The sequence below is a fragment of the Cyclobacterium xiamenense genome, from assembly GCF_009467825.1.
GTDB lineage: Bacteria > Bacteroidota > Bacteroidia > Cytophagales > Cyclobacteriaceae > Cyclobacterium > Cyclobacterium xiamenense.
The window spans coordinates 17,310-36,183 of sequence record NZ_WIOK01000024.1 but is presented as its reverse complement, the minus strand read 5'-3'; the positions used below and the strand labels follow the sequence as shown (position 1 = coordinate 36,183).

Annotated in this window: 12 protein-coding genes; 9 read left to right on the top strand and 3 right to left on the bottom strand. The window is 48.7% G+C overall.

Features of this window, described 5'->3' with window-relative positions; genetic code table 11:
- Window positions 1–414 precede the first annotated feature (414 nt).
- Both ggt and GCU44_RS16785 read right to left on the bottom strand, forming a co-directional pair.
- On the bottom strand, window positions 415–2,112 hold the full coding sequence (gene ggt, locus GCU44_RS16790; RefSeq protein WP_206670854.1) for a gamma-glutamyltransferase: 1,698 nt from the start codon (window positions 2,110–2,112) through the stop codon (window positions 415–417).
- Window positions 2,113–2,253: 141 nt separating this feature from the next.
- A complete protein-coding gene (locus GCU44_RS16785) occupies window positions 2,254–2,607 on the bottom strand; it encodes an Hpt domain-containing protein (protein WP_154857912.1) in 354 nt (117 codons plus the stop codon).
- 448 nt (window positions 2,608–3,055) lie between these two features.
- Between GCU44_RS16785 and GCU44_RS16780 the strand changes: the two genes are divergently transcribed.
- Window positions 3,056–3,700, top strand: a complete 645-nt coding sequence (locus GCU44_RS16780; RefSeq protein ID WP_154857910.1) for a DUF7255 family protein — start codon at window positions 3,056–3,058, stop codon at window positions 3,698–3,700.
- Here the strand turns inward: GCU44_RS16780 and GCU44_RS16775 are convergent, their stop codons facing one another.
- Entirely contained in the window at window positions 3,701–4,318 is a 618-nt protein-coding gene (locus GCU44_RS16775) for a deoxynucleoside kinase (RefSeq protein WP_092169118.1), read from the bottom strand. It abuts the gene before it with no gap.
- A gap of 472 nt (window positions 4,319–4,790) precedes the next feature.
- Here GCU44_RS16775 and eat point away from each other — a divergent pair, with 472 nt between their 5' ends.
- The 8 genes from eat to GCU44_RS16735 all read left to right on the top strand — a co-directional run bounded on the left by eat (window position 4,791) and on the right by GCU44_RS16735 (window position 18,707).
- The gene (gene eat / locus GCU44_RS16770; RefSeq protein ID WP_154857909.1) at window positions 4,791–6,116 is read left to right on the top strand and encodes an ethanolamine permease; all 1,326 of its coding nucleotides are present in this window, start codon (window positions 4,791–4,793) and stop codon (window positions 6,114–6,116) included.
- A gap of 12 nt (window positions 6,117–6,128) precedes the next feature.
- Window positions 6,129–7,487, top strand: a complete 1,359-nt coding sequence (locus tag GCU44_RS16765; RefSeq protein ID WP_154857969.1) for a glutamine synthetase family protein — start codon at window positions 6,129–6,131, stop codon at window positions 7,485–7,487.
- A 39-nt stretch (window positions 7,488–7,526) separates the two neighbouring features.
- The gene (locus GCU44_RS16760; RefSeq protein ID WP_154857907.1) at window positions 7,527–8,675 is read left to right on the top strand and encodes an iron-containing alcohol dehydrogenase; all 1,149 of its coding nucleotides are present in this window, start codon (window positions 7,527–7,529) and stop codon (window positions 8,673–8,675) included.
- A 3-nt stretch (window positions 8,676–8,678) separates the two neighbouring features.
- Window positions 8,679–9,431 carry a gamma-glutamyl-gamma-aminobutyrate hydrolase family protein gene (locus GCU44_RS16755; protein WP_154857905.1) on the top strand — a complete coding sequence of 251 codons (753 nt, stop codon included), beginning with the start codon at window positions 8,679–8,681 and terminating at the stop codon, window positions 9,429–9,431.
- A gap of 4 nt (window positions 9,432–9,435) precedes the next feature.
- Complete coding sequence (locus GCU44_RS16750) at window positions 9,436–10,800, top strand: aldehyde dehydrogenase family protein (protein ID WP_154857903.1); 1,365 nt, start codon at window positions 9,436–9,438, stop codon at window positions 10,798–10,800.
- A gap of 335 nt (window positions 10,801–11,135) precedes the next feature.
- Window positions 11,136–14,393 carry a SusC/RagA family TonB-linked outer membrane protein gene (locus GCU44_RS16745; RefSeq protein ID WP_154857901.1) on the top strand — a complete coding sequence of 1,086 codons (3,258 nt, stop codon included), beginning with the start codon at window positions 11,136–11,138 and terminating at the stop codon, window positions 14,391–14,393.
- Between the two features lie 20 nt (window positions 14,394–14,413).
- A complete protein-coding gene (locus GCU44_RS16740; protein WP_154857899.1) occupies window positions 14,414–15,970 on the top strand; it encodes a SusD/RagB family nutrient-binding outer membrane lipoprotein in 1,557 nt (518 codons plus the stop codon).
- A 178-nt stretch (window positions 15,971–16,148) separates the two neighbouring features.
- Window positions 16,149–18,707, top strand: coding sequence for a phosphocholine-specific phospholipase C (locus GCU44_RS16735; RefSeq protein WP_154857897.1), 2,559 nt, complete (start codon window positions 16,149–16,151; stop codon window positions 18,705–18,707).
- Window positions 18,708–18,874: the final 167 nt, after the last annotated feature.

Here is an 18,874-nt window from a genome sequence, read left to right as displayed (position 1 = left end):
TAGCAAAAAAAGCAAACGCAGGAGCGGAATCCTGGAGTGGTCGGCCACGGTGAATTTGTTCGCACAGGCTGGGCTGCCGGCTTGTAGGAATCAGGTACTTTTTTCCTCGGATACAGTCAGTTCGGAGACGAATAATCGATTGAGGACAAAAGAAATTGATAGTTGGTATCGTAACGGCTCAGGAAGCATTTTTTTATCTGAAGAGCAACCCTACCCGGCTTGCCTTTCTGCGAAACTCGCGACAGTTCCGAATTGCCTGAAGCTGGATTCGAGCGCCGGCGGGAGCCTGCAAGCAACCAAAGGTTTCAAAAATAAGGTTCCAGCAAAGAGTGCACGGAGCAAAAAAACACGTTTACCCACCGGGTATGCGCATTTTTAATGGCGCATACCCGGTAAGGAAAATCCATCGTTAGGCTAGTATCCCGATGCCGCATCCATTCCTCGGGGGTCGGCAGCACCTTCGAGTTGCCCATCCTCGCGTACCAATATGGCGTCTACCCGGCCAATGCCCCCTCTTTCTACGAGTTCGTGTCCCTTTGCTTGCAGCAGTTCGAGGATCTCGTTGTTGGCAAATTCTTTTTCGTAGGCGATTACATCCGGCTTCCATTGACTATGGAATCGGTTTTCGTTGACCGCCTCCTGCATGCTCATGTCGAAGTCCATAACATTGACTATTGCCTGAAACACGGAAGTAGGGATGGTTGAGCCTCCGGGAGTTCCTACGACCATATACAATTCGCCATTTTTTTCCAGAATCGTCGGAGTCATGGAACTAAGCATCCGCTTGCCCGGCTCAATCTTATTGGCTTCACCTCCCAGTACACCAAACATGTTGGGAAAACCTGGTTTGATGGAAAAATCGTCCATTTCGTTATTCAAAATAAAACCTGCCCCGTCTACCAGCACTTTTGAGCCCATGCCGCCGTTTAGTGTGGTGGTGCAGGATACGGCATTTCCCTGCGAATCGACAATCGAAAAATGGGTGGTTTCTTCACTCATGGTAAGTACGTTTCCTTCCATGATCCGGTCTGAGGGAGTGGCTAATTCAGGGTCAAAATCTTCGAAGCGTTGGGAAAGGTAGGCTTTATCCAACAATCCGGAGACAGGTACCGGGAAGAAGTCAGCATCCCCCATGTAGGCCGCTCTATCGGCAAAAATTCGCCGTTCCATCTCGGTTTTTAGGTGGAGGTATTCTGCATAGGCCGTGTTTTTGTTGGAGATGGGATAGTCTTCCAGAATACCAAGCATTTGCAAAAGGATCAACCCTCCGCTACTTGGCGGGCCCATGGTGATAACCGTCGCGTCTTTGTATGCGCCTACCAGTGGCGTGCGCCAGGCGCTTTCGTAATTTGTCAGGTCTTCATGGCTTATGATGCCTCCCCCTCGTTCCATTTCGGCGACAATAAAATCGGCCACCGGTCCCCCATAAAATCCTTCTCTTCCATGGTCCCGAATGAGTGTAAGGGTAGTGGCCAATTGCGGCTGCACAAATACGTCACCTTCCTTCCATGCCTTTCCGGTAAAATGTACGGGATCAACCGAGGAATATTTTTTAAGGTTTTCGGAAGCCCGGGTGTAATAGGATGCTTCGTTTTCGGTTAGGGGAAAGCCTTCTGCGGCAAGTTTGATGGCCGGGTCGATTAATTTGGCCCACTCCATGGATCCCAGTTTTTCATGGGCCTTCACCATGCCGTCTACCGATCCGGGAACACCGGAAGCAAGGTGCCCATTTTGACTTTTTTCAGGCAATGCATCTCCGTTTTCATCCAGGTACATGTCCCTTTCCGCCGCCATGGGTGCCTTTTCCCGGTAGTCCAGGGAATGGTAGCTTCCGTCCGCTTTCCGTACCACCATGAAACCGCCTCCGCCAATATTCCCAGCCTGTGGGTACACGACAGCCAGTGCCATGTGTACCGCAACGGCGGCATCTACGGCATTACCGCCTTGTTTGAGAATTTCATTTCCTACTTCGGAGGCCAACGGGTGGGCGGATACTACCATGGCATTGGTCGCCAGTAGTCCGGTAGTTGTTTCTTTTGGTTGACAGGAAATGACAAGGGCTAGGATACTTATCAGGACCCAGGATGCCCCTGCGCTAAGGTAATTTTTCATAGGTATGTGTTAGTGGTTGAATCAATGAAATGGAAAAAGAAGTATGTATTAGTGGCTTTGTCGATTCAAAAGGTTACATGGGTGAATTTTGAGAGCAAATTATTAAAAACATCTCAATAATTGGATGGATGGGTAAAAAAATTAACCTAAATCTTTTTTATCCATCGTTTTTTTCAAAAAGTTTTGTAAATCCGTCTCTAGTTCGTCCAACAAAACAAGGAGCTCGTTGTGGTGAATCGGAAACTTGTTTTGGATATCTTCTTCTATTTTTTCAATATGCTGATTGACGCCAGAGGCTCCCAAAAAGCCAAATACCGGTTTTGATTTGTGAAATTTCTGTTTTATTGCTGCAATTTCTCCGAGGTCGTAAAGGGGCATTAGCTGCTTTAGATCCTGAATATTCAGATCCATGACCAATTCCAGGATTTCATTGATCAGTTCAATGTCCTGATCAAAATAATGAAAGATCATGTCTGGCTTGATCTGCTTGTACATAAAGTGTCGTGGTAAATATGGGTTGGGATTTGGTAGATGGTATCAAACCTCACAAACTATAACGCAATAATACAGCCTAAAAGATGTAACATTCTAACAAAAGATACAGAATTTTATTGACAATCACAGGAAATTCTTCGTTTTGATCAAAGATCTTTGGTTAGGGACGTGGACAACGCTTTCCGTAAAGAAATTATCCGTAGGGGGGAACTATTTTGAACGCTAGCAGTTTTTACCCTATAAAAAACCTGCAATCGCCGCTACCCAATGAATAAAAACAAGTGGATTTTTCTTATTTTTGGGCTTATTTTCCTGATAGCCATGGTTATCATCGGCTGGGATATGTCGTCCAGAACCACCTTTCCGGGTTCCAAGGGTAATTTAAAAGAACGGATCGAAAAAAATCAGCCTTAAATGGCCTTAAAAATCTTTTTTTAACTATCCTGGAATGCATCAATTAATCGTATCCCGAATTTTAGAATCGCTGGAAGCCTCCGAAGTAGCGTATACATCCGACGTTAATTTACCTGTTCATCGCTCGCTTTTAAACGGAAAAGGTGAGGAGCTGCTCTCTGCCGCGTATCGGGAATTGGAAGGAAAAGACGATTACCCCTTGCTTCATCACCTGAAAGTGCCCGTACAGGTAGGCAAGCACCTATTGGTCTATGACGATGCCAATCATTTTAACCGATACCGACTGGTCACCTTAAAGTCAGCACTATACCGGGTGTTCAATTATCCCTGGCATGCTGCTTACCTGCGCATGTGCCGCACGCATGAACGCGAATGCCTGCTCTCCGGATTACATGAGCGCGTATGGTCCGGCCCTCCGTTGGCTCGATCCTGTTTTGGGCCTGCCGATGTGCCGGGAGAACTGAGCGGCACAGGTGCACCTGGATGGAAATTGAACGCTTACAATGATTTGCAATACGATCTTATTTCCAGGTTGGAGGGATACCGACTGCACCGGATACCGGCCTACGAAAACCTGATGATTGGGGGTAGACTACAACGGATCGACAAGTTGCTTTTACGTCCAGATGATTCGGTAATGCGCGCTATTGGCGCCTGGTTGCTACGGAAAATGGGCTAATTACGGAAATAAACCAAATAATTCCCGATCGATTCGGGCCACTATTTCCGAAAAATCCTCCCGGTTATCGACAAAATTCATGTCGTTGACATCAATTACCAGAAGCTTCCCCTGATCGTAAGTACGAATCCAGTTCTCGTAATGCTCGTTCAGGTTTTTCAGGTAGGAAATCTGAATGGTTTTTTCATAGTTTCTACCTCTTTTTTCGATCTGGCCCACCAATTTTGGAATATCTGCTTTTAGATAGATCAACAGGTCCGGTGGGCTGATGTAGTTCTCCATGGAGTGGTACAACTCCAGGTAGTTTCTGTAATCCCGGTTGGAAAGCAGCTCCGAAGCGTGAAGGTTAGCAGCGAAGATACGCGCATCTTCGTAAATGGTCCGGTCTTGTATGGTTGACACCTTACTTTGCTGAATTCGCCGCACTTGATTAAACCGGCTGTGTAAAAAATGGACTTGCAGATGAAACGCCCACTTTGGCATGTTGTCATAAAAATCGACCAAATAGGGATTTTCTTCCACCGATTCGAATTCGGCAGTCCAGCCATAGTGTCCGGCAAGTTTTTCTGCAAGTGTTGTTTTTCCACTTCCAATGTTTCCTGAAACGGCTACATGCATGGTTCTGCGTTTTTTTCGTGTTTGATAGGTTTTCGCATCACATTGGCCAGGTCTTCGGAGTAGGCAAAGACCAAATGGGGCGTCGATTCCCTGAGCCATGTGAGTCCAAACTAAATGCCGCTTTTACCAAAAAGGTTCCGGTTTACCTGAAAACCTTTGTTCAACGTAATCCGGTTGGCATCTGCCGCTGCATTGACGGATGGTATCCAAATAGATGGGCTTACGAATTGGATGCATGCCGCATGACCTTTGGATTCCGTCCGTCCAACATCAGCCTCCCGTCCATAAGAGATTTAAAGAGTTGGTCCGATCTATTTCAAAAATTGAGGGAAGCTGTCTTTTATTCCGAATTAATTTTTAATTTTAATGCGGCCATTTTATAAAATTTTCCCTGGGAGGCCCCACCCAAATTTGCGAGAAATGAATGGTGCCTTGTGATGGTCTGTTTACCCGCTAATCAAGTAAGAAACACATGAATCAATCAACCACTGACAACGAAAACCAACTTAAAAAGACCTTGGGTCCCTTCATGCTTTGGGGCCTGGGAGTAGGTTATGTGATTTCCGGCAATTATTTTGGCTGGAACCTGGGACTGGCGGAAGGGGGAACATGGGGGGCCGCCATTGCGGTATTTTTTGTCATTCTCATGTATGTAACTTTTACCTTTAGTTATACAGAAATGGCCTGCGCCATCCCGCGTGCAGGGGGGGCGTTTTCCTACGCCGAGAGAGGCCTGGGAAAACACCTGGGTTTTTTGGCAGGAATGTCACAGAACATCGAGTTTATTTTCGCTCCCCCAGCCATTGCTTCGGCTATTGGGGCTTATTTTGGTATATTTTTTCCGGAATGGGACATAATTTGGATCGGTATTGGGGCCTATCTCATTTTTACTTTGCTGAATGTGGTAGGACTCCAAATCGCCGCTACCTTTGAATTGTTTATCACGATTGTGGCGGTTTTGGGATTGCTTTTCTTTGCGGGCGTGACCTTGCCGGAATTTGACGCGGCAAACCTTTCTGTAAAAGGCTTTCACAAGGGTTATATGGGCATTGTCGCCGCCATTCCTTTTGCTATTTGGTTTTTTCTTGCCATAGAAGGAGTCGCGAATGTGGCGGAAGAAACCATTAATCCCCAAAAAAATATCCTTAGGGGCTTCGGTTCTGCCTTATTGACGTTGGTTATTCTTTGTGTGTTGACCTTTGTTGCAGCCGTGGGAGTAGGAGGCTGGGAGGCCATTGTGTATCCGGATGATTCCGGTGTAGCTTCCGATTCGCCGCTGCCGCTTGCCATGGAAATGGTAGTGGGGCAGGGGCATCCGTATTACCAGGCATTGACGTTTATCGCCTTGTTTGGTCTGGTGGCTTCCTTTAACGGAATTATCCTCGCTGCCGGTAGAACCACCTTCGAATTTGGACGGGTCGGCTATGCGCCCAAAGCGATCGGAAAGGTAAATAAGCGCTTTAAAACTCCAGGAAATGCCCTGCTGTTCAATATGATTGTAGGGATCATTGCCCTGCTAACCGGTAAAACCGGCGAAATTATCACCATTGCTGTCTTCGGTGCCCTGGGATTGTACATCCTTTCGATGATCGCCTTCTTTTACCTGCGTAAAAATGAACCGGAGCTGGAAAGACCTTTCAAAGTGCCCATGTATCCCCTCTTTCCCATGGTGGCGCTGGTTATCGCCAGTATTTCCCTGATTGCAATGACGCTGTATAATCTGATGCTTGCACTCTTGTTTTTTGCGATGCTCATTGGATCGTACCTGCTTTTCAGAATATTCATCTACAAACCCTGACCTGCTATGGAATTGACCAATGAAGAAGTTATTCGTTCACTAAAAGAACGTTCCTGTGGCAAGGTTAAATTAGCCATTGTAGATATAGACGGTGTCTTGCGAGGCAAAGTGGTGTCCCTGGATAAGTTTTCTTCCCTATTGGAAGGCGGAATGGGTTTCTGTGCGGTGGTCTTTGGATGGGATATGGAGGATAAATCCTACGATAACGTGTCCGTTACGGGTTGGCATACCGGATACCCGGATTTTAAGGCGCGTGTTGATCTATCCACCCAGCGAAACATTCCCTGGGAAAATGATCTTCCTTTCTTTTTGGCCGATTTTCACGGGGATACCGATGGGGGAGCGTTGGTCTGTCCTCGAAGCCTCCTGCGAACCATCCGCCAAAAATCCCTGAATATGGGATTCAGTCCGCTTTTTTCCCAGGAATTCGAGTGGTTTAATTTTGAGGTAAGCCCCGATGGGTTTGCCGGAAACCAGCCGGCGGACGCAAAGCCCATGACCCCGGGCATGTTTGGTTATTCCCATCTCCGGGCTTCATTAAAAAGTGCTTTCTTTAACGATCTCTTTGATCTTTGCCACCGCTTTGGGATCCCGCTGGAAGGACTACATACAGAAACAGGCCCAGGGGTATACGAAGCGGCCATTCAGTACGGTGAACTACTCGCCGCGGCCGACCGGGCGGTTTTATTCAAAACCAGTGTAAAAGAAATTGCCTACAAACACGGATTGATGGCTACCTTTATGGCCAAATGGACGGAAGACCTGCCGGGAAATGGCGGGCATGTACACCAAAGTTTGTGGGATACCGGATTGGATACCAACCTGTTTTACGATGCAGGAGATCCATGGAACATGAGCCCTTTGATGCGGCAGTACATCGCCGGTCAATTGCATTGCCTGCCATTCATGCTTCCCATGTTTGCTCCCACGATCAATAGTTACAAACGATTGGTAGAAGGGGCCTGGGCGCCGACCACACTCACCTGGGCCAGAGACAACCGGACCACGGCACTACGTGTGCTGTCGGGCGGCAAAGCCTCTAACCGGCTCGAAACCCGCGTAATTGGCTCGGATGTAAACCCGTACCTGGCCATGGCTGCCTGCCTGGCCGCTGGTCTTTATGGTATCGAACATCAATTGGAACTGGAACAGCCAGCCACGGTGGGGAATGGATACGAGGATTACGCCAATGGAATCATTCCTACCTCGCTTCAGGAAGCGACAGCGGCCATGAAAAATTCGGACCTGGCAGCGACCCTTTTTGGTTCCGATTTTGTACAGCATTTCTGCAAGACCCGGGAATGGGAATGCAGAGAATTTGCTTCCAAAGTGACCGATTGGGAACGAAAAAGATATTTTGAAATCATCTAGTTACCTTTAAATACGTAAAAACGACTCATACCTTGCCGCATGAATACCCAACAAAAATATAGTTTTAGTTTTCCAACCGCCATTCGCTTTGGTGCCGGTGTAATCGCTGAATTGGGCGCCTATTTAAAAAGCCAGGGACTCAGCCGGCCCCTTCTCGTTACCGACCCGTTGGTACGTGAACTGGATTTTTTTAAAAAGATCTGTGTTCAATTGCAGGAGGCGGGAATCTCCGTGGAGATTTTTTCGGAGGTGCATAAAAATCCCATAAAATCGGATGTACTACAAGGCAAAGAAGCCTATCTCTCCACCCAGCGAGACGGAATTGTTGGCATTGGGGGCGGCGTGGGTCTGGACGTTGCGCGCGCCATCGCGTTGAGCATCCATCATCCAAGGGATCTCTTTGACTACGATGATTTGATCGGAGGTGATAAATACGTAACGGAACCCATTCCCCATTTTGTGACGATTCCTACGACGGCCGGAACCGGAAGTGAAGTCGGACGAAGTGCCATTATTTCCGAGGACGAAAGTAAGAAGAAGCGGATACTTTTTGCCCCCTCACTTTTGGCAAAGATGGTTTTTGCCGATCCGGAATTGACCATGGAACTGCCCGCTTTTGTCACAGCCGCAACGGGAATGGACGCGCTTACCCACAATATTGAGGCATATTTATCCAAAAACTGGCATCCCATGTGCAGCGGAATTGCCCTGGAAGCCATTCAGCTGATCGGAAAGTCACTGGAAAAAGCTACCCATGCCCCGGACCTGGCATCCCGTAGCGACATGCTTATGGCTTCGATGATGGGGGCCGTGGCCTTCCAAAAAGGTCTGGGAGTCGTGCACAGTCTGGCCCATCCGCTTTCCAGCCTTTTGGATACCCACCATGGACTGGCAAATGCGATCAATTTGCCGCAGGGGTTGGCCTTTAACTACCCCGGGTGCGAGGAAAAGTTTGATCAAATGGCGCTGATGCTTGGGTTTGCCAAGGGAGAAGGGGCGTTTCTCCCAACCTACATCAACGATTTGAATACCAAATTAGGGCTTCCAACACGGCTGTCGGCTATAGGAGTTCTCGAGTCACATATTCCAACGTTGTCAGCCCTGGCACTGGCCGATTTTTGCCACCCCAATAATCCCAAACCGGTCACGGAAAAGGATTTTGAAACCATGTACGTAAACGCGTTATAGGCCATGCTCAAAATTGGTATCAGTGCCTGTTTTATGTATGCCGATCCTTCCCGCCTGGTATTCGGACCAAAAAACCTGGCTTATGTGGAATGCGATATGTTTTCTTACCTTTCTCAAGCAGGAATCTTACCGGTACTGATTCCCAATTTGCCCGTCGAGCGGTTGGAGAACCTGCTGAGGGAATTGGATGGATTTGTGTTTCAGGGAGGCACGGACCTGGCACCAAAAAGTTATGGAGAAACCCCCATAATTTCAGGAAAGTGGTTGGGCGACCCCTATAGGGATGCTTATGAATTGGGAATTATGGATTACGCAATCCGGCATCGAAAACCCGTGCTGGGAATATGTAGGGGCTTGCAGTTGATTAACGTGTATTTTGGAGGAACCCTTTATCAGGACATCGCCCATCAGGTACCGGAAGCCATCCTTCACCGGGATGCCGAGCGCTACGATCAGCTAACACATAAAATTGACCTGGTGCCTGGAAAAACATTGCAACAGATTTATCCGGAAAAGGAACGAGATACCGTTAATTCGGTGCATCACCAAGGAATAAAAGATCTTGGGAAGGGGTTGGAAGTATTGGCGAGATGTCGGGAAGATGGCATGACCGAAGCCATTCAGGCGAACGATCTTCACGGACAGTTGGTAATCGGCGTGCAATGGCATCCGGAATTTTCGGTGGGAAAAACGGCTCCGCATCTAGATCCCCTCCGCCTGTATTACTATTTTATCGAAACCATCAAAAACAGCTAAGTACATGGACATTATAAATCCAGCAAACGAGACGCTCATTCAGTCCCTACCTCCCGACACGCCCAGTCAAGTGGCGGCCAAAATTGAACGGCTAAAAAAGGGGCAACCCGATTGGGCCCATCGTACCCTGGAGGAGCGAATAGCAATCATCATCCAATTCGGAACACTGGTAAAGCAGGAAATCGAAACCCTGGCGCTGGTGCTTACCTCCGAAACCGGAAAGCCATTGGAACAAGCCCGTAACGAAATTCTCGGGGCCCACAATCGCATCGAACACATACAGGCAAATGCTGCCACCTGGCTGGCCCGGGAACGGGTCGTGACAGCGGGCGCGGTCCGAGAGGAAATCGTTCACGAACCGTTGGGGGTGATAGCCAACATATCTGCCTGGAATTTTCCTTACAACGTAGGATACAATGTCTTTTTGTATGCCCTGCTTGCAGGGAATGCAGTCGCCTATAAGCCTTCCGAATACGCCAGTTTGACCGGACTTAAAATCCGGGAGTTGTTGATCAAAGCCGGAGTACCTGCTAATGTATTCGACTGCTTTATCGGGGGAGCGGCCGTGGGAGAAATGCTCTTGGATGCGGATTTGGATGGCTATTTTTTTACCGGATCCTATCAGACAGGAAAATACATCGCCCAAAAGGTAGCGGCCAAAATGGTGCCGGTACAGCTCGAACTGGGAGGAAAGGATCCGCTCTACGTTATGGACGATGTGAAGGATATTAGGCAGGCTGCAATCAATGCCGCGGAAGGAGCGTTTTACAACAACGGCCAAAGTTGCTGCGCGGTAGAGCGAATCTACGTTCACGAAAACGTGCACGATGCATTTGTCAAGGCCTTTGTAGCTGAAGTACAGGGGTATGCAATGGGCGATCCGCTTGTGGAAGGAACGTTTATCGGACCGGTCACCCGAAAGGAGCAAATGGAGGTGTTGCGGGATCAGGTTAAAGATGCGCTTGAGAAAGGAGCCGTACTGCATACCGGCGGTAGGCAACGCGAGACGGGGGGATACTTTTGGGAACCTACCGTCCTGACGCAGGTATCGCATCAAATGAAAGTCATGCGTGAGGAGTCTTTTGGCCCGATCATCGGGATTCAATCCGTTCGGAACGATGAAGAAGCCGTAGCCCTCATGAAGGATACGAGCTATGGGTTGACGGCAGCGGTTTTTTCGGACAGCGAATCCCGTGCTGTTCAGGTCCTGGAGCAATTGCCGACCGGTACCGCCTACTGGAATTACTGCGACCGGGTCAGTCCAAACCTGCCATGGACCGGGCGAAAGAATTCAGGGCTAGGTGTAACGCTATCGTACCTCGGTATTCGTGCCTTTACCCAGCCAAAGGCCTATCATCTAAAGGGTTAGGGAGAAGTTGTCCATTTCATGGAGAATTGTTTTAAAGAATCGTTAAGCTTTCTTCGGTTTATTTATAATATGGTAAACGGATTTTTTTTTCTCGAAACATTTTCCTCATCAATTTTGTCGAGAGGCATGCATCGCATATAAAATATATTTATATTTATAATAATTAATTTAGATAGTTTGTTTCGCGGCGTTTTCCAGGGAAGACCGGATCCCCGGGTAGCGTTTTGCAAAGCAGCACTAGTGTGTCATGCATTGCCCTATTGAACCTACATGTAATGTCGGGGGTAAAACCTGCCCCTTTTTTTATTCCACACCAAACTAACAGTTCATTCATTATGAAAAAATCACTACTTTACGTAAGGAGTCGTTTTTTCGGTCCTTTCTACGGACTGGGAATACTGACTCTGGTAGTACTCCTGGGTAATGCCAACATGCTTTTGGCGCAAACCCGAACGGTTCGGGGACAGGTTACCGAAAGCTCCGATTCGGAGCCGGTTTTGGGGGCCTCGGTACTGATAAAAGGAACCACGAGGGGTACCGTTACCGACCTGGACGGAAATTTTGAATTGGAAGTGCCTTCCGATGAGGCGATTTTGGTCTTCTCCTACATCGGCTTTCAGTCTCAGGAGATAGTCGTTGGAAACCAATCCCTACTAAATGTCGTGATGGAGTACTCCTCGGAGGAGCTCAACGAGGTAGTGGTGACGGCACTGGGCGTGGAGCGCGAAACAAAAGCGCTGGGGTATTCGGTGCAGGCAGTTGATGGCGACCGCTTTACCGAAGCAAGGGAAACAAACGTGATCAATTCGCTCAGTGGCCGGGTTGCGGGTGTACAGATTACCAACTCTTCCAGTGGCGTGGGGGGCTCTTCACGGGTAACCATTCGGGGTGAATCCTCGCTGAATATCAATGCAAATCAACCCCTATTCGTGGTAGATGGGGTTCCCATCAGCAATAATATCGTGGGATCCTCCGGGTCCGGTAACCAGGAAGTGGATTACGGCAATCCGGCAGGCGAAATCAACCCCGACGACATCGCCTCGATGAGTATTTTGAAGGGTCCGGCAGCGGCCGCTTTGTATGGTTCCCGTGCGGCAAACGGTGCGATTTTGATCACCACCAAATCCGGTAAAAATAAACGCGGATTGGGCGTCAGCATCAACTCGAATACCACCTTCGATACGCCCTTGCGGCTGCCTGATTGGCAGGATAAGTATGGACAAGGTAACAATGGCTTGTTTACCTTCGTAAATGGTGCCGGTGCCGGTATTGCCGATGGTGTGGACGAGAGTTGGGGCCCGCTTATGGACCAGGGAACCCTGATTCCTCAATTTGACTCACCGCGGGATGTTGCCGGATTCAGGGGAGGAGACCTGAATGCTCCGGCGGGTAGCACCATCACGCCAACGCCCTGGGTGTCCCAACCCAATAATATCAATGATTTTTTCCAGACGGGGTTGACCCTTTCCAATAATATTTCCATTGCTTCTGGAAATGAGCGATCAAATTTCCGCTTTTCCTGGACCAATCTGGACCAAAAGGGAACGATTCCAAACACCGACCTAAAGCGAAATACCCTGGCGTTTAATGGCATGAGTCAAATCACGGATCGGCTTTCCATTACCACTGCGATCAACTACCAAAATTCCGAAAGTGGGAACAGACCCAGCATTAGTTACGGTACCGAAAGTCTGATGTACCTATGGATTTGGTACGGGCGTCAAATCAATACCCAAAATCTACGGGATTACTGGATGCCGGGCTTGGAAGGCAGACAGCAATTTAACTACAATTACAATTACCACGACAATCCCTACTTTAACGTATACGAGAATACCAACGGACAATCCAAGGACCGGATTTTCGGAAACGTGGTGGTGAATTATAAATTTACCGACAAGCTGAACCTCATGGTACGGACAGGGCTGGACCTGTACAACGACCTTCGCGACCGGAAGCGGGCCTTTAGTACCCAGCGCTTTCCCTTTGGGAGCTATAGGGAAGATGCCGTATTCTTTAACGAACGTAATACCGATTTCCTGCTGAGTTATTCCGAGACGGAAAAGCCGAATTGGTCCTATACGGTCTCTTTGGGAGGAAACCAAATGATCCAGGAAAATCGGTTTACCCGAACCATGGCACCCCAATTGTTGATTCCGGAAATTTACAATTTCACCAATACTGCGGTGAACCTTCAGGTAGACCACATGGTCTCTGAAAAACGCATCAATTCCCTGTACGGCTTCGGCCAAATCGGATACAAAAACATCCTTTTTCTCGACATCACGGGAAGAAACGACTGGTCCAGTACCTTGCCGGTGTCGAACAACAGTTATTTTTACCCCTCAGCTACCATGAGTGGCGTAATCTCAGACATGGTTACCCTACCGGATTTCGTTTCTTTCTTCAAGATTCGGGCTGCCTACGCGGAAGTTGGAAACGATACCAATCCGTATAGCCTGACCAACGTATTTAACCCGGCAGTCGCATGGGGTTCCATACAGAGCAAAACTGAGTCCAATAGGCTGGCAAATGCCGAACTGAAACCGGAACGAACCGGGTCGGTGGAGTTTGGAACAGATATCCGCCTGTTGAAGGGAAGGTTGGGGCTGGATTTCACCTATTACGACAACCGTACGCGAAACCAGATTATTCCGATCGAACTCGACATTTCCACGGGTTATGCCAGCCGGATCATCAATGCCGGTGAAATCCAAAACAATGGCATCGAACTCGTACTTTCAGGTAGTCCCTTGCAAAATGTGAACGGCTTGAATTGGAACATCATGGCAAACTTCACCCGAAACCGAAGCAAAGTTCTGGAGTTGACTGATGAGCTGGATTCCTATTCGATGGTGGGAAGAAATGGAGCCACCATTCAGGCCCGAATCGGCGAGCGAATGGGAAATATCTACGGAAGGGGATTTGCCCGGGTGGATAATGCGAACAGCCCGTATTTTGGACAAATCATTCACAATACCTCCGGTACCCCGTTGACATCGCCCGAACTCGTGCTACAGGGGAACTACAACCCGGATTGGATGCTCGGTATTCAGAATAGTTTTAACTACAAGAAATTTACCTTTGGTTTCCTTTTTGACATTCGGTACGGTGGCATCGTCGTTTCCCGAACCAAAACCATCGGAAGTACCGCTGGGCAATTGGAAGAAACGCTCCTAGGCCGTGAAAATGGGTACGACTTATCCATGGATGGCAACGGGATCATTAGCCCGGGTGTGATTCGGAATGCCGATGGAAGTTTTGTTCCCAATGACCGAAAAATTAGTTCCAGAGACTGGCACAACCGCTACTACGAGCGAAGCAACGTGGAAGCCGCAAAATACGATGCCTCCTTTGTAAAGCTTCGCGAGGTAACGCTTGGGTATACCATTCCCGGAACATCCATGGGTAAGTTGCCCTTCCAGGAAGCCCGGCTATCCCTGGTGGCCAGAAACCTGGCTTTATGGACGGAGAATCCACATTTCGACCCGGAAACGATGTCCATGAGCGGAGGTACCCTTATCCCGGGCGTAGAAGATATGGCATTTCCTTCTTCCAGGAGCATCGGGTTTAACCTCAACCTTAAGTTTTAATTTCCAAACGCAAACAGATCATGAAAGCAATACGAATAAATACTTTAAGTGCCTGGTTTCTGCTCCTGCTGCTAGGACTGCTAACGGGTTGTGACAAAGATTTTGAAGAAGTCAATCGAAATCCCAATAGCCCGGAAATGGTTGGCTCCTCCCTGCTATTACCGAACATCATTCGCAACGCGTCCAATGAGATCATCGGCAAGGGATGGGGAATTGGCAACGTGGTCATGCAATACACGGCGAAAATTCAGTTTACCAATGAAGATCGGTACAACTGGGGACCGGAGGGAAATCCCTACAGCGTGTTTTACAATACCCTTCGAGACGTGAATAACGTGGTACTGCAGTCCACCGATCAAGGGGAAAACAATTACGTCGGCGTCGCATTGGTTATGAAATCCCTCATGTATGCCTTTATGACCGATGCGTACGGAGATCTTCCCTATACAGAGGCCACCGGCGCAAAGGAGGGAATCAACTATCCGAAATTTGACCGGCAGGAAGTGATTTATCAGGGCATACTGAGTGATTTGGAGCAGGCTAATCAGCTGCTGGGAACCTCCGGCGAGGCACTGAATGGGGACATTCTTTTTCAAGGCGATATCATGAAATGGAAAAAGCTGGCAAATTCCCTGCGTTTACGGGCATTGATGCGGCTTTCGGGCCGGAACGATCCCTCAGCAGCCATGCAGGCGATTGTGTCAAATCCGCAACAATTTCCCATATTTGAAGGAAACGAAGACAATGCCGCCCTTCAGTATTTGCCCGATGTGCCCAACCAGCACTACCTGTATACGACCCGTTCGGGCTCGTTCGACGAGTACCGGCTCAGTACCACCGTTGAAGGCTATTTGAAAGACCTGGGCGATCCGCGTCTTTTCGCCTATTTTCAGCCCACCAACGCGAGTGGTGCAGGAATCATTGGCAATCCGGAGGATTACGCGGGGGTTCCGAATGGCCTTGCGGACGAGGACGCACTCGAATATTCTCCAACTGGGGATCCCAACAGGGGAGGTTCGAATTTCATTTCCCGCGTAGGCTTGTTGTTTTCCTGCCTGGTCTGTTCGGAATACGCTTCGCCAATTGGCTTTCAAACCATGTTGATGGGGTATTCAGAACTGCAGTTCCTCTTGGCTGAAGCCAGGGAAAAAGGGTATATTTCCGTCGGCGATGCAAGTACTTATTACGATAATGGCATCAAAGCATCCTTTGATTATTACGAAGAGCGGTTGCGAATTGCCAACTTAAACGAGTTGGCAGATGCCGTGCAGCCGGAGGCAGACTATTTTTCCCAAGCCGCAGTGACCTATACCGGTAGCCAGCAGGAAAAGCTGGAAAAGATCGGCACCCAGAAATGGTTGGCGCTGTTCTTCAACGGGCTGGAAGGATGGTTCGATTGGAGAAGAACCGGGATTCCCGCCATTCAACCGGGGCCGGCAGCCTATATTGAGACGGTTCCCGTTCGGTTTATGTATCCCACGGGAGTACAAGCGCTTAATCGGGAAAATTACCAGCAAGCCGTAAGCGTGCAAGGTGAGGATCGCATTACTACCCGAGTTTGGTGGGACGTGGAATAAATAGAACCCGGCCGGGTGGGGAAAGTCAGTACCCACCTGGCTTTTTGTACCCATAGCGTTTCCGGAAAAGCTGCAATCGGGCGTGCAAGGGGCCGACGATTGAAAAACAGTCGCCGCTAGTGCCGCACGGTATTGCGCATCCGGGTATGTACAATTGATTCGTCAAACGTATTAAATCATGAATGAAAACAGAAGGGAGTTTTTAAAAAAAGCAGCACTTTTTTCCGGTGGATTGGGCCTATGGGGCGCCCTTCCATCCTCCATTCATAAAGCCATGGCCATTAATCCAGACCCCGGTACCACTTTTCTGGATGCCGAACACGTGGTCATCTTGATGCAGGAAAATCGCTCTTTTGACCACTGTTTTGGAAAATTAAAGGGGGTGCGTGGCTTTAACGATCCCCGTGCCATCCGGCTTCCCAACAAAGATTTGGTTTGGTTGCAGCGAGATGCCAAAGGTCAGACATTTGCACCCTTTCGTTTGAATATCAAAGACACGAAGGCCACCTGGATGAGCGCGATTCCTCACTCCTGGGAAGATCAGGTAGATGCCCGAAACCAGGGTAAATACGATGGCTGGATCGAAGCCAAGCGTCCCGGTAGAAAGGAATTTGCGCATGTGCCCATGACCATGGGGTATTATGACCGGGAAGACATCCCCTTTTACTATGCGTTTGCGGACGCATTTACCGTTTGTGACCAACACTTTTGTGCCTCGCTTACCGGCACCACTACCAATAGAAATTACCTATGGGCGGGAAAGTCCGTCGGAAATCCCGGAGAAAAACCCTTGGTGCGTAACGGTGAACATACGTACGGAAAAGAAGTGAGCTGGAAAACCTTCCCTGATCGCCTTCAGGAGCACGGGGTGGATTGGCGGATTTACCAAAATGAGGTAAGTGTCAACACCCTCTTGGAAGGGGAGGATGAATCCTCGCTGGCTAATTTTACCGATAACAACCTGGAATGGTTCACGCAATTTGGCGTCCGGTTTACGCCTGGCCATTATGCGTTTTTGTTGCATCAGCAAAAAAATCTTCCGCAGGAAATAGCCGGGCTTGAGAGGGAACATGCGGCTGCTGATGCGGCTAAAAAAGCGACCATTTCAAATGAAATGAAGGCAAAGCGAAAGGCGTTGGAAGTTGTCGAAGATACCCTATCCAGGTACAATCCGGATACATTTGCCGGGTTAAGCGAGAAAGAAAAAGAGCTGCATCGGCGGGCGTTTACAGTAAATCAAGGAGACCCGAATTACCACCGTACCGAAACCCTGGAATACCTGGATGGCACCGAAAAACGTTCCACAAAAATCCCCAAAGGCGATATTTTTTATCAATTCCGAAAGGATGTGGATGCCGGCAAGCTACCGGCCGTATCCTGGCTGGTGGCTCCACAGAAATTCTCAGACCATCCCAGTGCCCCCTGGTACGGCGCCTGGTACGTGTCGGAAGCCCTGGAGATTTTGACCAAGAATCCAGAGGTGTGGAAAAAGACGATTTTTATTCTCAACTACGACGAAAACGACGGGTATTTTGACCACGTTCCCCCATTTGTACCGCCCAAGCCCGGGGACCCGGCTACCGGTATCGTTTCGGAAGGCCTGGATGCACGTACCGAGTTTGTGACCTTGGAGCAGGAGCTAACCTATCCGGGAATGAAGCCAGAGAATGCCCGGGAAAGTCCCGTTGGTCTGGGCTATCGCGTGCCGCTAATCGTTGCTTCGCCCTGGAGTAGGGGGGGATGGGTTAATTCTCAGGTCTGCGACATCTCCTCCACCATACTTTTTCTTGAGAAATTTCTCTCGCATAAAACCGGACAAACCATCCGCGAGGATACGATAAGTACGTGGAGACGGGCCGTTTGCGGAGATTTGACCTCGGTTTTCAGGCCGTACAATGGAGAGCAAATTCCGCTACCGGATTTTGTAGATTTCGAGGGACACGTAAAAACCATTCATAGCGCCGAATTCAAAGAGCTACCGAATAATTTCAAAGCACTTGATGAGAATGAAATTGCGCAGGCGAACAATGATCCAGGAAGGTCTCCCTGGATTCCTGCCCAGGAACCTGGAATCAAGCCGTCAAATGCCCTGCCTTACGAACTTTACGTTGAGGGAAATTTGGATAAACCGGGCACTAGTCTTCGCGTCAAATTCAAGGCTTCGGACCGGCAGTTTGGGAAAAAGGCGCTTGCCGCACCATTTCTTGTCTATGCCCCGGGAGCATACCGTTCGGAAGAATCAGGAGAGTCGGAATCCTGCCGGACTTGGTCTTTTGCCGTAAATGCTGGGGATGAATTGTACTTCGATTGGCCGCTGAACAACTTTGTGGGAGGGAACTACGAATTGCTGATCTATGGCCCCAATGGGTTTTTTCGATCGATTAGTGGAAGTAAAAAATCGAGTGGTTTGAAGACGCACGCTTCTTACCTGCAAAAGGATACCCGTGGCGGAACCGGCGTATTTCAGCTAGATGTGGAAAATCAGATGGAAAGAAGTGTTACGCTTGAGGTGAAGGACAATGCGTATGGCCTGGGTAAAAAAACCATCGTGCTGCATGCGGGCAAAAAAGAACCGATACGAATACCCACCGATTCCAGCCATGGCTGGTACGATTTTTCTGTTTGGATGGTAGGTAGTCTTCACTTTTCCCGCCGGTTTTGCGGACGTCTTGAATTTGGAAAACACAGTTTTTCGGATCCGTATATGGGAAGAGAAGTTGGGCTGCGGGCAACCTAGGAAACAGCCAAAAACAAAACCACCAAAGGTCCAGGAGGGTTTCTTTTTTATGCAGCGTTTTAGAAATAAACGAAGCGCGTTTAGTACGTAATTCGTGGAAAACGGTACAACCCGTGTATTTTTTCTTTTTTTTTTCTGAAATTAATTTTGATTTCCTTAATTTCAGC